This window comes from Actinomycetospora lemnae, assembly GCF_028737315.1.
GTDB lineage: Bacteria > Actinomycetota > Actinomycetes > Mycobacteriales > Pseudonocardiaceae > Actinomycetospora > Actinomycetospora lemnae.
In genome coordinates, this window is record NZ_JAQZAO010000023.1 from 31,408 (window position 1) to 44,436 (window position 13,029).

Annotated in this window: 12 protein-coding genes and 1 rRNA gene; 2 read left to right on the forward strand and 11 right to left on the reverse strand. The window is 77.0% G+C overall.

What is annotated here, in order from left to right:
* The first annotated feature begins 27 nt into the window (after window positions 1–27).
* A complete protein-coding gene (locus PGB27_RS28985) occupies window positions 28–921 on the forward strand; it encodes a TIGR03619 family F420-dependent LLM class oxidoreductase (RefSeq protein ID WP_274203927.1) in 894 nt (297 codons plus the stop codon).
* On the opposite strand, the gene PGB27_RS28990 is transcribed toward PGB27_RS28985, so the two are convergent.
* The 10 genes from PGB27_RS28990 to PGB27_RS29035 all read right to left on the reverse strand — a co-directional run bounded on the left by PGB27_RS28990 (window position 922) and on the right by PGB27_RS29035 (window position 11,646).
* Window positions 922–1,602: an NUDIX domain-containing protein gene (locus tag PGB27_RS28990; protein WP_274203928.1), complete on the reverse strand. Its 681-nt coding sequence runs from the start codon at window positions 1,600–1,602 to the stop codon at window positions 922–924.
* Entirely contained in the window at window positions 1,599–3,335 is a 1,737-nt protein-coding gene (locus PGB27_RS28995; protein WP_408630140.1) for a CTP synthase, read from the reverse strand. Before PGB27_RS28995 ends, PGB27_RS28990 begins: the two co-directional genes overlap by 4 nt.
* A 116-nt stretch (window positions 3,336–3,451) precedes the next feature.
* A complete protein-coding gene (locus PGB27_RS29000; protein ID WP_274203929.1) occupies window positions 3,452–4,369 on the reverse strand; it encodes a copper transporter in 918 nt (305 codons plus the stop codon).
* Complete coding sequence (gene steA / locus PGB27_RS29005; RefSeq protein WP_274203930.1) at window positions 4,366–5,565, reverse strand: putative cytokinetic ring protein SteA; 1,200 nt, start codon at window positions 5,563–5,565, stop codon at window positions 4,366–4,368. The genes PGB27_RS29000 and steA overlap by 4 nt, the downstream gene beginning before the upstream one ends.
* Window positions 5,566–5,629: 64 nt before the next feature.
* Entirely contained in the window at window positions 5,630–7,567 is a 1,938-nt protein-coding gene (gene recN, locus PGB27_RS29010; protein WP_274203931.1) for a DNA repair protein RecN, read from the reverse strand.
* A 117-nt stretch (window positions 7,568–7,684) separates the two neighbouring features.
* Window positions 7,685–8,611 (reverse strand): NAD kinase, encoded by a 927-nt coding sequence (locus PGB27_RS29015; protein ID WP_274203941.1) that lies wholly within the window; start codon window positions 8,609–8,611, stop codon window positions 7,685–7,687.
* 137 nt (window positions 8,612–8,748) lie between these two features.
* Window positions 8,749–9,576, reverse strand: coding sequence for a TlyA family RNA methyltransferase (locus tag PGB27_RS29020; RefSeq protein WP_274203932.1), 828 nt, complete (start codon window positions 9,574–9,576; stop codon window positions 8,749–8,751).
* A gap of 5 nt (window positions 9,577–9,581) precedes the next feature.
* Window positions 9,582–9,740 carry a hypothetical protein gene (locus PGB27_RS29025; protein WP_274203933.1) on the reverse strand — a complete coding sequence of 53 codons (159 nt, stop codon included), beginning with the start codon at window positions 9,738–9,740 and terminating at the stop codon, window positions 9,582–9,584.
* 56 nt (window positions 9,741–9,796) lie between these two features.
* Window positions 9,797–10,789, reverse strand: coding sequence for an HAD-IIA family hydrolase (locus tag PGB27_RS29030; RefSeq protein ID WP_274203934.1), 993 nt, complete (start codon window positions 10,787–10,789; stop codon window positions 9,797–9,799).
* Complete coding sequence (locus PGB27_RS29035; RefSeq protein WP_274203935.1) at window positions 10,786–11,646, reverse strand: hypothetical protein; 861 nt, start codon at window positions 11,644–11,646, stop codon at window positions 10,786–10,788. Before PGB27_RS29035 ends, PGB27_RS29030 begins: the two co-directional genes overlap by 4 nt.
* Here PGB27_RS29035 and PGB27_RS29040 point away from each other — a divergent pair.
* Window positions 11,578–12,648: a hypothetical protein gene (locus tag PGB27_RS29040; protein ID WP_274203936.1), complete on the forward strand. Its 1,071-nt coding sequence runs from the start codon at window positions 11,578–11,580 to the stop codon at window positions 12,646–12,648. The genes PGB27_RS29035 and PGB27_RS29040 overlap by 69 nt on opposite strands.
* A 274-nt stretch (window positions 12,649–12,922) precedes the next feature.
* Here the strand turns inward: PGB27_RS29040 and rrf are convergent.
* Window positions 12,923–13,029, reverse strand: a 5S ribosomal RNA gene (rrf, locus tag PGB27_RS29045); the annotation flags it as partial.

The window sequence follows — 13,029 nt, forward strand, 5'->3', positions numbered from 1 at the left end:
GCGCGCGACCGGGCCAGAATGATCTCCGTGCGCCTGGGGACCACGTTGCCGCAGTTCGGGGACGCCGTCGACGAGGCCGACCGGATCGGCGCCTTCGCCGCCGCGGCCGAGGAGGCCGGCGCCGCGAGCCTGTGGGTCGGCGACCGCCTGCTCGCCGCCGTCGACCCGCAGGTCGGCTACGCCGGCACCGACACGATCCCCGTCGAGTTCCGCCGCGCCCTCGACCCGTTCGCGCTGCTCGCGGTCGCGGCGTCGGCGACGTCGCGCGCGACCCTCGGCACCAGCGTGCTCGTCGGCCCGCTCTACCCGCCCGCGGTGCTGGCCCGCTCGCTCGGCACGATCAGCGCCATCGCCCGCGGGCGGCTCGTCGCGGGCCTGGGCATCGGCTGGTCGCCCGAGGAGTACGCCGGCGCCGGCCTGGACTTCGACCACCGCGGCGCCCGCCTCGACGAGCTGCTCGACGGCCTCGACACCCTCTGGTCGGACACGCCCGCACCCCTGCCCGGCCCGCGCTTCCCGCTGCCGGCCGCGCACGTCGACACCCCGCGCGAGCGCCCGGCGCTCTACCTCTCGGCGTGGACGGAGACCGCGCTGCGCCGCGTCGGGCAGCGCGCCGACGGGTGGCTGCCGGTCGGCCGCCTGCCCGGTGACGACCTCGAGGGCCAGGCGCGGGCCCTGCGGCGCTTCCGCGCGAACGTCGACGCCGCCGCGACCGAGGCCGGCCGCGACCCCGCCGCGGTCGGCACGGCGCTGCGGGTCAACGTCGCGGCGGGCGTCGACGCGGCCGCCATCGCCGACGGCACCCGGCGCCTCGTCGACGCGACGGGGTTCACCGAGGTGTTCGTCGACCCGATGTACGTCGCGCCGGGTCTCGACGCGAGCCTCGACCTGGTCCGCGAGGTCCTGCGCCGCGTCGCCTGATCAGCGCTGTCGCGCCGCCCGCCGGGCCGCGTACTCGCTCGGCCGGTCGACCCACGGGGCGTCGACGGGGCGGGCCTCGGAGCGGCCGTCGCGGACCGCCGCCGCGGCGAACACGCCCGCGACGCAGGGCCCGTTGACCAGCGCCCCGGACAGGGCGCCGGTGACGAGGTCGTCGAGCGGGATCCGGCGGATGACGAGGTCCGCCTCCTCGTCGTCGCCGCCGGCGGGCCGTTCCACCGACCGCAGCCCGCGGGCCAGGAACACGCGCACCGACTCGTCGGCGAAGCCGGGGCAGCCGACGATGTCGACCAGCGTCGACCACTCGTCGGCCTCGATCCCGACCTCCTCGACCAGCTCGCGGCGCGCCGCCGAGACCGGCTCCTCGGACGGGTCGTCGAGCAGCCCGGCCGGCATCTCCCAGATGCGGCGCCCGAGCGCGGGCCGGTACTGGTAGACCATGACCAGCCGGTCGTCCTCGTCGAGCGCGGCGATCGCGACCGCGCCGAAGTGCTCGACCTTCTCCCGGCCGGCGACCCGTCCGCCGGGCATCCGCACGTCGTCGCGGCGCAGCGCGAAGATCGGGCCCTCGTAGAGGGTCTCGCTGTCGACGACGGCGAAGTCGTGCGGTGGCCGCCCGTCGTGCGGGTCGGCGAGGGTGTCGGGGGTGCGGGGGCCGCTCACGAGGACGCCCGCGCCGGCTCGTCGAGGCGCTCGGTCTGCTCGTCGGTGAGGTCCGTGTCGTCCGGGCCGTCGGTCCCCAGGTCCAGGCGCTGTGACGTGACGTAGCGCAGGGCCGCCGCGACGAAGGCCCGGAACAGCGGGTGCGCGCGGGTGGGCCGGCTCTTGAGCTCGGGGTGCGCCTGGGTGCCGACGAAGAAGGGGTGCTGGTCGCGGGGCAGCTCGACGAACTCGACGAGACCGCCGTCCGGCGAGGTCCCGGAGAACACCAGGCCCGCATCGGCCAGGCGCTGGCGGTAGGCGTTGTTGACCTCGTAGCGGTGACGGTGGCGCTCGGTGATCCGCCCCGTCCCGTACGCCGCGCGCGTGATCGTGTCCGGCGCGAGCACCGCCGGCCAGGCGCCGAGGCGCATCGTCCCGCCCATGTCGCGCTCGCCGGCGACGACATCGGTCTGGTCGGCCATCGTCGAGATCACCGGGTGGAGCGTCGTCTCGTCGAACTCCGCGGAGTTGGCGCCCTCGAGCCCCGCCATCGACCGGGCCGCGTGGATGACCATGCACTGCAGGCCCAGGCAGAGACCCAGCGCGGGGATGCCCTGGCGGTGGGCGTGGGCGAGCGCGCCGACCTTGCCCTCGATCCCGCGGATGCCGAAGCCGCCGGGGACGAGGATGCCGTCGACGCCCTGCAGCGCCGCGGCCGCGCCGGCCGGCGTCTCGCACTCGTCGGAGGGCACCCAGCGCATGCTGACCCGCGCGCGGTGCGCGAACCCGCCGGCGCGCAGGGCCTCGGTGACCGAGAGGTAGGCGTCGGGCAGGTCGACGTACTTCCCGACGATCGCGATCTCGACGGTCTCCGTCGGGTGGTGCACGCGGTCGAGCAGGTCGCCCCAGACGGTCCAGTCGACGTCACGGAACGGCAGCCCCAGCCGGCGCACCACGTAGGCGTCGAGGCCCTCGCCGTGCAGCACCTTCGGGATGTCGTAGATCGACCGCGCGTCGGGGCAGGCGACGACGCCGTCCTCGTCGACGTCGCACATGAGGCTGATCTTGCGCGTCATCTCGTCGGGGATCGGGCGGTCGGCGCGCAGCACCAGGCCGTCGGGCTGGATACCGATGTTGCGCAGCGCCGCCACCGAGTGCTGGGTGGGCTTGGTCTTCAGCTCCCCCGACGGCGCGAGGAACGGGACCAGCGAGACGTGCAGGAAGAAGCAGTTGTCTCGGCCGACCTCGTGGCGCAGCTGGCGCGCGGCCTCGAGGAAGGGCAGCGACTCGATGTCGCCGACGGTGCCGCCCACCTCGGTGATCACCACGTCCGGCGCCGGCTCGGGCATGCGCATCGCGAGCACCCGCGCCTTGATCTCGTCGGTGATGTGCGGGATGACCTGCACGGTGTCACCGAGGTACTCGCCGCGGCGCTCCTTGGCGATGACGCTCGAGTACACCTGGCCGGTGGTGACGTTGGCGCGCGCGGAGAGGTCGCGGTCGAGGAAGCGCTCGTAGTGCCCGATGTCGAGGTCGGTCTCGGCGCCGTCCTCGGTGACGAAGACCTCGCCGTGCTGGAACGGGTTCATCGTCCCGGGGTCGACGTTGAGGTACGGGTCGAGCTTCTGCATCGTGACGCGCAGGCCGCGCGCGGTGAGCAGCTGGCCCAGGCTCGACGCCGTCAGCCCCTTGCCGAGCGACGAGGCGACCCCGCCGGTGACGAACACGTGCTTGGTCGTCCGAGACTGCTGCATGATCAGGACCCCGTCGCGGTCGAGACGGCCGTTCGGGCGATGCTCCGCAGGGAGACTCCGCGATCCACGGGACCCCACCGTAACAGCGGGGCGCCTCCCCGCCCGAGTGACCCTCCTCAGCCGGCGGCGGGCTGCGGGATGAACGTCCCCGCGGCGGGGCCGTAGAGGCCGGTGCGGCCGTCGGCCTGCTCGCGCAGGGCCAGCACCGTCGCCACCCGCGACGAGGGACCCTCCAGCGCGTCGACGGTCGACAGCCCACTGCGCGTCGCCGGGTCCGCGCGGACGGCGTCGACCGCGCCCGAGCCGGTGCGCCCGGCGAGCACCGCGCCGGCCCCGACCCGGTCCATCTCCCCCGCGAGCCGGGCGACGACGGCGTCGCGGGCCGGGTCGGCGGTCCCACCGGTGACGACGAGCGCGAGCTCGCCCGGCGACGGGTCCACCGCGTCGGGGGCCGCCAGGTACCCGGCGTCCGCCAGCGCGCGCAGCGCCGTCGCGACCTCGGGGCCGGTGGTCTGCTCGTCGAGCCCCTGCGGGCGCGTGACCAGCAGCGAACCGAGCAGGGAGCCGGTGAGCGTGCCGGTGTCGGTGGTGGTCGGCAGCTGCGAGCCCGCGGGCAGCAGGCGCGGCACGAGCGCGCGCAGCTCCTCGGCCCGCTCGGGCGCGACGGCGGCGTCGGTCAGGGCCAGGCGGCCGGTGACGTGACCGCCGGCGCGGGCGACGAGGTCGGCGACGGCGTCGACGTCGGCCGGGTCGGCGCCCGGGGCGGCGACGACGGCGACCCCCCGGCCGGGCAGCACGCCCGCGACCGTGGAGGGCGCGCCGGCCGCGACCAGGCGTTCGGTGGCGAGCAGGTGGGCGCCGATCGCGTCGCGCTCCCCGCGGACCTCGACGACCTGGGCCGCGAGCTGGTCGCGGTCGGACGTCAGCGCGCCGAGCACCCGGCCCGAGAGCGCCGAGGCCCCGAGCACGACGCCCAGCGCGAGCGCCAGCAGGACCGCCGCGATCGACACGACGTGGTAGCGCAGCGACATCATCCCCGGACCCCCTGGGCAGCGGCGACGGCCGCCGTCCACCCCTCGCGCACGAGCAGGACGAGCGCCTCGGCGACGCCGCTGGCCAGCAGCGCCGTGGCGCCGACCGCCATGACGGCCAGCAGCAGGAGCAGCACGGCGCCCGTGGTGACGCGGTGGCGGTGCAGCGCGGCGACCGCCGACGCGTCGACCAGCGTCGGGCCCAGCCGCAGCCGCGTGAGCACCGTCGACGGGTTGCTGCCCGTGCGGCCGCGGTCGAGGAAGCCCGACAGCGTGGCGTCGAACCCGCAGGCGACCACCAGCGACGCGCCGTGGCGCTGGGCGAGGATCAGGGCCATGTCCTCGGGGTTCGCCGACGAGGGGAACCCCACGGGGTCGATGCCGGCGTCCTGCAGGCGCGCGAGCCCGGCGATGTGTCCGTCGAGGTCCGCCGGGATGACGACGTCGACGGCCTTGCGCGCGAGCTCCGGGTCGATCTCCAGCGCGGTCCCCACGACGACCGACGGCGTCCAGCCCGCGGCCTTGAGCGCGTCGGCCCCGCCGCCGACCCCGACGAGCACCGGGCGCTCCTCGCGCACGAAGTGCCGCAGGCGCCGCAGCTCGGCGGCGCGGTCGGGGCCCGGGGCCACGACGAGCACCGCGCGGCCGTTCATCGCCGTCTCGAGGCCCGGGACGCCGACCCCGTCGAGCAGCATCGCCCGCTCGCGGCCCATGAACTCGGTGGTGTTCGCCGAGAACGCCTCCAGCTGCGCGGCGAGCCCGGAGCGCGCCTCGGCGAGCTGGTCGGCGACGGTCTCCGGCGTCTGGGAGAAGCCGCGCGCGATCTCCTCGTCACCCAGGTAGACCCCGCCGTCGTGGAGCCGGACCGACGCGCCGTCGCGCAGGCGGCGCAGCACCGCGTCGCCGACGTCGTCGAGCAGCGCCACCCCGGCCTCGGTGAGGATCTCCGGACCGAGGTTCGGGTAGCGCCCCGAGATCGACGGCGAGGCGTTGACGACCCCGGCCACCCCGGCGTCGACGAGTGCGTGCGCGGTGGCGCGGTCGAGGTCGACCTGGTCGATCACGGCGACGTCGCCGCGGCCGAGCCTGCGCAGCAGCTCCGGGGACACCTCGCCGCCGGAGCGCCCCCCGAGGCGCGCCGTGCCGACGACCCCGACCGGCGCCTCCTTCGTGCGACCGCGCGGCCACTTGATGCCCATGGGGTCGATGGTGGTCGGAGTGACGCGTGGGACGGAGGCGACGCGCCGAGGGCGACCGCAGCGGTCACCCGGCCCGGCGACTCCGGCGGCTGCCGCTACGCCGCGTGGCCGCACCGCGACTGATCGGCGTCGGGGCATCGCTGCCTGACCCCGCGCGATCGGCCGCGGCGGCCGCGAGGAGCTCCTCGGCGTGGGCGCGCCCGGTCTCGGTCTCCTCGGTGCCCGCGAGCATCCGGGCGAGCTCGACGGTGCGCTCGGCGTCGTCGAGCGTGCGGACCGCGCTGCGCGTGACCCCGTCAGTGGCCGCGACGTCGGCGAGCCCGCCCTTGTCCACGACGAGGTGACGGTCGGCGTACGCCGCGACCTGTGCGAGGTGGGTGACGACGACGACCTGGTGGGTCGCGGCGAGGCGTGCGAGGCGCCGGCCGACCTCCACCGCGGCACGCCCGCCGACCCCGGCGTCGACCTCGTCGAACACCAGCGTCGGCGTGGTGTCCGCCCCGGCCAGCACGACCTCGACCGCGAGCATCACCCGCGACAGCTCGCCGCCCGAGGCGCCCTTGTGCACCGGCAGCGCCGGCGCGCCCGCGTGCGGGGTGAGCAGGAGCTCGACCTCGTCGACGCCGTCGGGACCGGCGACCACGCGGGCGCCGTCGACCTCGAGCGCCGCCGCGTCCGTGGGTGCGGCCTCCTTGACCCGGACCGCGAGCTGCACCGACGCCGCGCCCATGGCCAGGCCGTCGAGCTCGGCGGACACCGCGGCGCCGAACCGGTCGGCGGCCTCGCGGCGGGCCGCGGACACGCGCGCGGCGTGTCCGGCGAGCTCGCTCGCGAGCTGCTCGGCCTCGACGGCCAGGGCGGCCAGCGCCTCGTCGGAGGTGTCGAGGCCGGTGAGGCGCTCGCGCGCGGCGTCGGCCCAGGCGAGCACCCCGTCGACGTCGGCGGCGTACTTGCGGGTGAGCCCCTTGAGCGCGGACTGCCGGGCGAGCACCTGCTCGAGGCGCTGCGGGTCGGCCTCGAGGCGTTCGAGGTAGTCGGTGAGCTCCGCAGCCGCGTCGCCGATCAGTGCGGCCGCCTCGGCGAGCCGGGGGTCGAGGCCCGCGAGCACCGGGTCGTCGTTGCCCTGCACGCGCCGGCGCGCCTCGCCCAGCAGGCCGACGGCGTCCGGCTCCTCGCCCGTGCCGTCCGGCGGGCCCGCGAGGGCCGCGAGCGCGCCCGCGGCGGTGGCCCGCAGGTCGTCGGCGTCGGCGAGCCGGCGCGCCTCGGCGACGAGCTCGGCGTCCTCGCCGGGCTGCGGGTCGACCGACTCGATCTCGGTGAGGCCGTGGCGCAGCATGTCGGCCTCGCGGCTGAGCTCGCGGGCCTGCTCGCGGCGACGCGCGAGCTCGGTGACCGCGCGCCGCCACGCCGTGCGCGTGCGGCGGTAGGCGGCGAGGGGCTCGGCGACCGCGGCCCCGGCGAACCGGTCGAGCACCGCGCGCTGCTCGGCCGAGCGCAGCAGGCGCAGCGCCTCGTGCTGGCCGTGGACCGCGAGCGCCGCGTCGGTGACGTCGCCGAGCACCGCCATCGGCACCGACCGCCCGCCCAGGTGCGCCCGCGAGCGCCCGTCGGCGGAGACGGTGCGCGCGGCGATGAGGCTGCCGTCGTCGTCGAGCGCCGCGCCGGCGTCGGCGGCCAGGCGCAGGGCCGAGCGGGGCGGGCCGTCCCCGGCGTCCCCGGCGTCCCCGACGTCGGTGCCGTCCTCCCCCTCGGCGCCGGCACCGCCCTCGTCGTCCGCGTCCGGCGCCGGCGGCAGCAGGAAGCGGCCCTCGACGGTGGCCCGCGAGGCCCCGCGGCGCACGCGCGAGGAGTCGGCCCGGCCGCCCCCCAGCAGGTGCAGCCCCGTGACCACCATCGTCTTGCCCGCGCCGGTCTCCCCCGTGACCACGGTGAGTCCGGGGTGCAGGTCGAGGGTCGCGTCCTCGATGACTCCGAGGCCCTGGATCCTCAGCTCGCTGAGCACGGGCCTCACGATAACCACGACCCCCGGCGCTCCGGGCCCGAACACGCCGATCTGATCGAACACATGGTCGAACGGTCGGTGTCGGGCGGTCGACGGGGGCGCGCCGACCGGGACGGACTACGGCCGGCGCCCGCGCCACCCCTGCACGGGCAGGCCGAACTTGCGGACCAGGCGGTCGGTGAACGGCTGCACCCGCAGCCGGGCGAGCAGCACGGGGTTGCGCCCGCGGACCACCTCGACCCGCGAGCCCGGCGGCAGCTCGATCGTGCGCCGGCCGTCGCAGACGAGCACGCCGGCGTCGCCGCGGTTGGAGACCTCGAGGGCCACCGACGACTCCGGCGAGACCACCAGCGGGCGCGCGAACAGCGCGTGGGCGTTGCTCGGCACCAGCAGCATCGCCTGCACCTCGGGCCACACCACCGGCCCGCCCGCCGAGAACGCATAGGCCGTCGAACCGGTCGGCGTCGCGACGAGCACCCCGTCGCAGGCGAACTCCGACACCGGGCGCGCGTCGACCTCGAGCACGACGTCGAGCAGCCGCGCCCAGTTCATCTTCTCGACGATCGCCTCGTTGAGCGCCCACGTCCGGCCCAGCTCGGTGCCGTTCTGGTGCGCGACGACGTCGACCGTCATGCGCTCCTCGACGCGGTAGGTGCGCCCGACGACGGCGTCGAGGACCTCGTCGAGGTCGTCGATGTCGGCCTCCGCGAGGAAGCCGACACGCCCGAGGTTCACCCCGAGCATCGGCACCCGCGCGTGCCGGGCGAGCTCCGCGGCCCGCAGGAGCGTCCCGTCCCCGCCGAGCACCAGGACGATCTCCATGCCCAGCGCGGCGTCCGACTCGGCCGGGACGGTGCGGGGGCGCATCGACGCGGGCAGGTCGTCGAAGAGCCCTTCGTCGGTGGAGTACTCGTCGGGCAGGATGTTCAGGGCGAACCCGGCCTCGGCCAGCCGACGGGCGGCCTCCGACGCCACCCGTCGCGTCGCCTCCCGCCCGGTGTGGACGACGAGCAGCGCGTTCCGCGACGAGCCGTCACCGTCCACGCGGCCGGCCTCGGGGTGGGTCTCCACCGACGCGACGCTGTGCTCGCCCGGCGGAGGGCCGGCGACACCACCGACCCCGTTGCCCCGTGCCTCGGTCCCGACGCCGGTCACCGGCGCCCTCCCCTCGTCCGCGTCGTTCACGCCGGTCCCCGTTCCACGGCCCGGCGGACCAGGGCCTCGTCGTCCCCGTCGGGATCGTCGTCGGTCCGCTGCAGCCAGCAGAAGTACTCCACGTTGCCCGAGGGCCCCGGCAGCGGGCTCGCGACGACGTCACGCAGCACCAGCCCCCGCTCCCGCGCGGCGCCCACGACGTCGAGCACGGCCGACGCCCGCAACGCCGGGTCGCGCACGACCCCGCCCGAGCCCAGCCGGTCGCGACCGACCTCGAACTGCGGCTTGACCATCGGCACCAGGTCCCCGCCCGGGACCGTGCAGGAAACGAGCGCGTCGAGGACCAGGCGCAGCGAGATGAACGACAGGTCGGCGACGACGAGCTCGACCGGCCCGCCGATGTCCTCGGGCGTCAGCGCGCGGACGTTGACGCGGTCGTGCACGGCGACCCGCTGGTCGGTCTGCAGCGACCACACCAGCTGCCCGTACCCGACGTCCACGGCCACGACCTCGCGCGCTCCACGACGCAGCAGCACGTCGGTGAAGCCGCCCGTGGACGCGCCGGCGTCGAGGCAGCGGCGTCCCTCGACCGCGAGGCCCTGCGGGACGAACGCCTCGAGCGCCCCCAGCAGCTTGCCCGCGCCGCGCGACGCCCAGCCCGGGTCGTCGACGTCCTCGCGCACCACCACCGCGGCGGCGGTCTCGACGGCCGTCGCGGGCTTCGTCGCGACGGTGCCGCCGACCGTCACCCGGCCCTCGGCGATCAGCCCGGCCGCGTGCTCCCGCGACCGCGCCAGGCCGCGACGGACCAGCTCGGCGTCCAGGCGCAGCCGGCGCGCGGTGGACCGGGCCACCGCGCTCAGGTCCGGTCCAGGTCGGCCAGCACCGCGACCAGCGCGTCGTGCACCGCCTCGAAACGGACCGCGTGCTCGGCCGCGTCGTGCTCCCCACCGCCGTCCTGCCCGTCGGCGGGCAGCGCGGCGACGGCCTCGCGCAGGCTGGCGAGCGCGTCGGTCATGGCGTGTGCTCCCCGGGCTGTTCGGTGGGCGGGTGCTCCGGCACCACGCTAACGCCTCAACCGGTGGACAGGCCGAGTGTGCTGATCACCTTCTCGGCGGCCTCGTCACCGCCGCGCACCGCGTCGTGGGGCTCCGACGACGCCCACGCCGCGCGGCACAGGGCCCGCAGGGCGGCCGTGGCGTCACTCCCCTGGCCCTCGAGGACCAGCGCCGAGCCGTCGCGGCGGGCGGTCCAGCCGCCAGTGTCGCCGTCGCCGATCGCGGTCGGGGCGAGGTCGTCGTCGAGGACCCGCAGGTCGGCGCCGAGGTAGGTCGGGCGCTGCCCCGAGGGCGCGGCGAGGAGGCCGGCGGGGGTCGAGACGCCCGTGAGCACCAGGAGGCTCTCGGCGCCGACCGCGTGGGCGCCGGCGATGTCGGTGTCGAGCCGGTCGCCGACGACGAGCGGGTGCTGCGCGCCGGCCCGGGCGATGGCCTGCTGCAGCAGCGGTGCGGCCGGCTTGCCCGCGACGTCGGGCTCACGCGCGCACGCCGTGCGCAGCACCGCGACCATCGACCCGTTGCCCGGCAGCAGGCCCCGCTCGTTCGGGAGCGTGGGGTCGACGTTGCAAGCGACCCACGCGGCGCCGCGGTTCAGCGCCAGCGCCGCCTCGGCGAGGATCCGCCAGCCCGTGTCCGGCGAGTGGCCCTGCACCACGGCCACGGGTTCGTCCTCCTCGGCGCGGACCGGCTCGAGGCCGACGAGGCGGATCTCCTCGGCGAGCGCCTCGGTGCCGACGACCAGGACCTTGTCGCCGGGCGAGAGTCGCTCCGCCAGCACCGCGGCGCCGGCCTGGGCGCTGGTGACGACGTCGTCGGTGTCGACGGTCAGACCGAGCTCGCGCAGGTGGTCGGCCACCTCGTCGGGCCCGCGCGACGCGTTGTTGGTGACGTACGAGACGGTCGCCCGCGCCCGCACGGCCTCGAGGCTCGCGACCGCGCCGTCGATCGCCGCCGGGCCGCGGTAGACCGTGCCGTCGAGGTCGACGAGCAGCGTGTCGTGCGTGCTCACCCGGCCGACCCCGTGCCCGTCCCGGTCCCCGACGCCGCATCCTCGCGGTCGGTGTCCCCGGCCTCGTCGGCCTCGTCGGCCGCATCGGCGTCGTCGGCCGCATCGGCGTCGTCGGCCGCATCGGCGTCGTCGGCCGCATCGGCGTCGTCGGCCGCATCGGCGTCGTCGGCCGCATCGGCGTCGTCGGCCGCATCGGCGTCGTCGGCCGCGTCGTCGGCGACCTCGTCCTCGGCGGCCGCGTCGTCGGCGGCCCCGTCGTCGACCGCGTTCCCGACCGCAACCGCCGTGTCGCCGACGCCGAGCATGATGGCCCGCTCCTCGGCGTCGGTCTCGCCCTCGACGTCGGTGCGGGCGGCCTCGAGGAACGCGCGGACGGCGTCGTCGGTGCGCCCGGCGGCCTGCAGGGCCTCGGCGTAGGCGTAGAAGAGCCGCGGCACCCACGGGTCGTCGCGGGACGCGTCGAGCGCCGGCACCTGGAGCCCGACCACCGCCGCGTCGTACTCACCCAGGTCACGCCGGGCGCCCGACACCACGATGAGGAGCTCGACGGCGTCCTCCGTCTCGAGGTCGCGGGCCTCGGGGCTGCGGGACAGCTCGATCGCCCGCTCGGGACGGCCGAGGGCGCGCTCGGCGTCGGCCATCACCGGGAGGTGACCGTCGCCGCCCATCCGCCGGCTCGCGCGGAGCTCGGAGAGCGCCTCCGCCCACTCCCCCGCGTGGTACGCCGCGAGGCCCGCCGCCTCACGGACGATCGCCACCCGGCTCGCCCGGTGCCGCGCGAAGCGGGCGTGGGCGAGGGCCTGCTCGGGGTCGTCGTCGACGAGCTCGCCCACCGCGACGAGGTGCCGCGCGACCATGTCCGCCAGGTCCTTCGGGAGCCCCCGCAGGTCGCGGCGCGCCTCGGGGTCGAGCAGGTCGGGCGTGATGTCGTCGGGCAGCGGCGGCGCGACGGGACGCGGCGCCGCGTCCTGGTGGCGCTGGATCGCGGGCTCGTCCCGGCGATCCCCGCGGTCGCGGGTCTGCTCCTGGCGCGGACGGTCCTGGCGCGGTCCCTGACGGTCCGGTCCCCGACGAGCACCATCGGGACGCCCGCCGCGGTCGGCGCCGGGCCGGTCGTCCCGGCGCGGCCCGCCCGACGGACGGTCGCCCGTGCGGCGGTCGTCGCGGGGGCGTCCGCCCTCGGGCCGATCGCGTTGCGGCCGGTCGCCGCGGGGTCCGTCACCATGCGGCCGGTCGTCGCGGGGCCGGTCGTCACGGGGCCGGTCGTCACGGGGCCGGTCGCCGCGGCCGCGGTCACCCCGCGGACGATCGTCACGGGGTCGGTCACCGCGCGGTCGTTCGTCGCGGGCTCGGTCGTCACGGGCGCGGTCACGCGACCGGTCCTCACGACGCGGACGGTCGTCCCGTCCGCGCTCGTCCTGGCGCCGGTCGTCCCGCGACCAGCCGCCACGCGGCCGATCGTCGCGAGGGCGGTCGTCGCGCGGTCGATCGTCCCGGCGGTCGGCACCACGCCGGTCGTCCCGCCCGCCGCCACCCGAGCGCGGGCCGCCGTCGGTGGGCCGGTCGTCGACGCGACCGCGGGAGCCAGGAGCTCCGCCACGGTCGCGGGGTGGCCCGCCGCCGGGCCGCCCGCCGGAGCGGTTGTCGCCGCGGGGCCCGTTGCGGCCGGCGCCACGGTCGTCGCCGGACGGCCGCCGGGGGCCCCCGCGGTCGGGACGCCCGGCTCCCTGGTCGCCACCCGACCGCCGGTCGGGGCCGCCTCGGGGGCGCTCGCCCCCACGGTCGTCGCGCGGCCCGCGATCGCGGCCCGCCGAGCGGTTGCCGCCCAGGCCCTGGCCTCCGCCTCGCGGTCCGCCTGACCGGGGACCGCCGCGGCCGCCGGCCGGACGGCCGCCGCTCGACGGCTGGTCGTCGCGTGGTGCGCCCGCGGTCCTGCCGCGCCGACCGCCGTCGTCGCCTCCGCGAGCGCCGGCGCCCTCCGACGGGTCGGACGACATGGACGGCCTCCTGTGGACATGCGAACGGGCAGGGCTCCGGCCGGAGTCCTGCCCGTCGAGGTCCTGCTCGATCTCGTGGCGGCTCGTCGAGCCGTCGATGCTTGTTGCCCACCCCGGGTGTGGGGGTGGTCGGGTGTTCCGGCGGTGTCCTACTCTCCCACGACCTGTCGGTCGCAGTACCATCGGCGCTGGAGGGCTTAGCTTCCGGGTTCGGGATGGGTCCGGGCGTTTCCCCTCCGCTGT

What these genes read in the sequence shown, in the direction of transcription:
- PGB27_RS28995 (WP_408630140.1), bottom strand. Translation starts at nt 3,335, where the DNA reads ATGCAGCAGTCTCGGACGACCAAGCACGTGTTCGTCACCGGCGGGGTC.
- PGB27_RS29000 (WP_274203929.1), bottom strand. Translation starts at nt 4,369, where the DNA reads ATGATGTCGCTGCGCTACCACGTCGTGTCGATCGCGGCGGTCCTGCTG.
- steA (WP_274203930.1), bottom strand. Translation starts at nt 5,565, where the DNA reads ATGGGCATCAAGTGGCCGCGCGGTCGCACGAAGGAGGCGCCGGTCGGG.
- PGB27_RS29025 (WP_274203933.1), bottom strand. Translation starts at nt 9,740, where the DNA reads ATGACCGACGCGCTCGCCAGCCTGCGCGAGGCCGTCGCCGCGCTGCCC.
- PGB27_RS29035 (WP_274203935.1), bottom strand. Translation starts at nt 11,646, where the DNA reads ATGGTCGCGCGGCACCTCGTCGCGGTGGGCGAGCTCGTCGACGACGAC.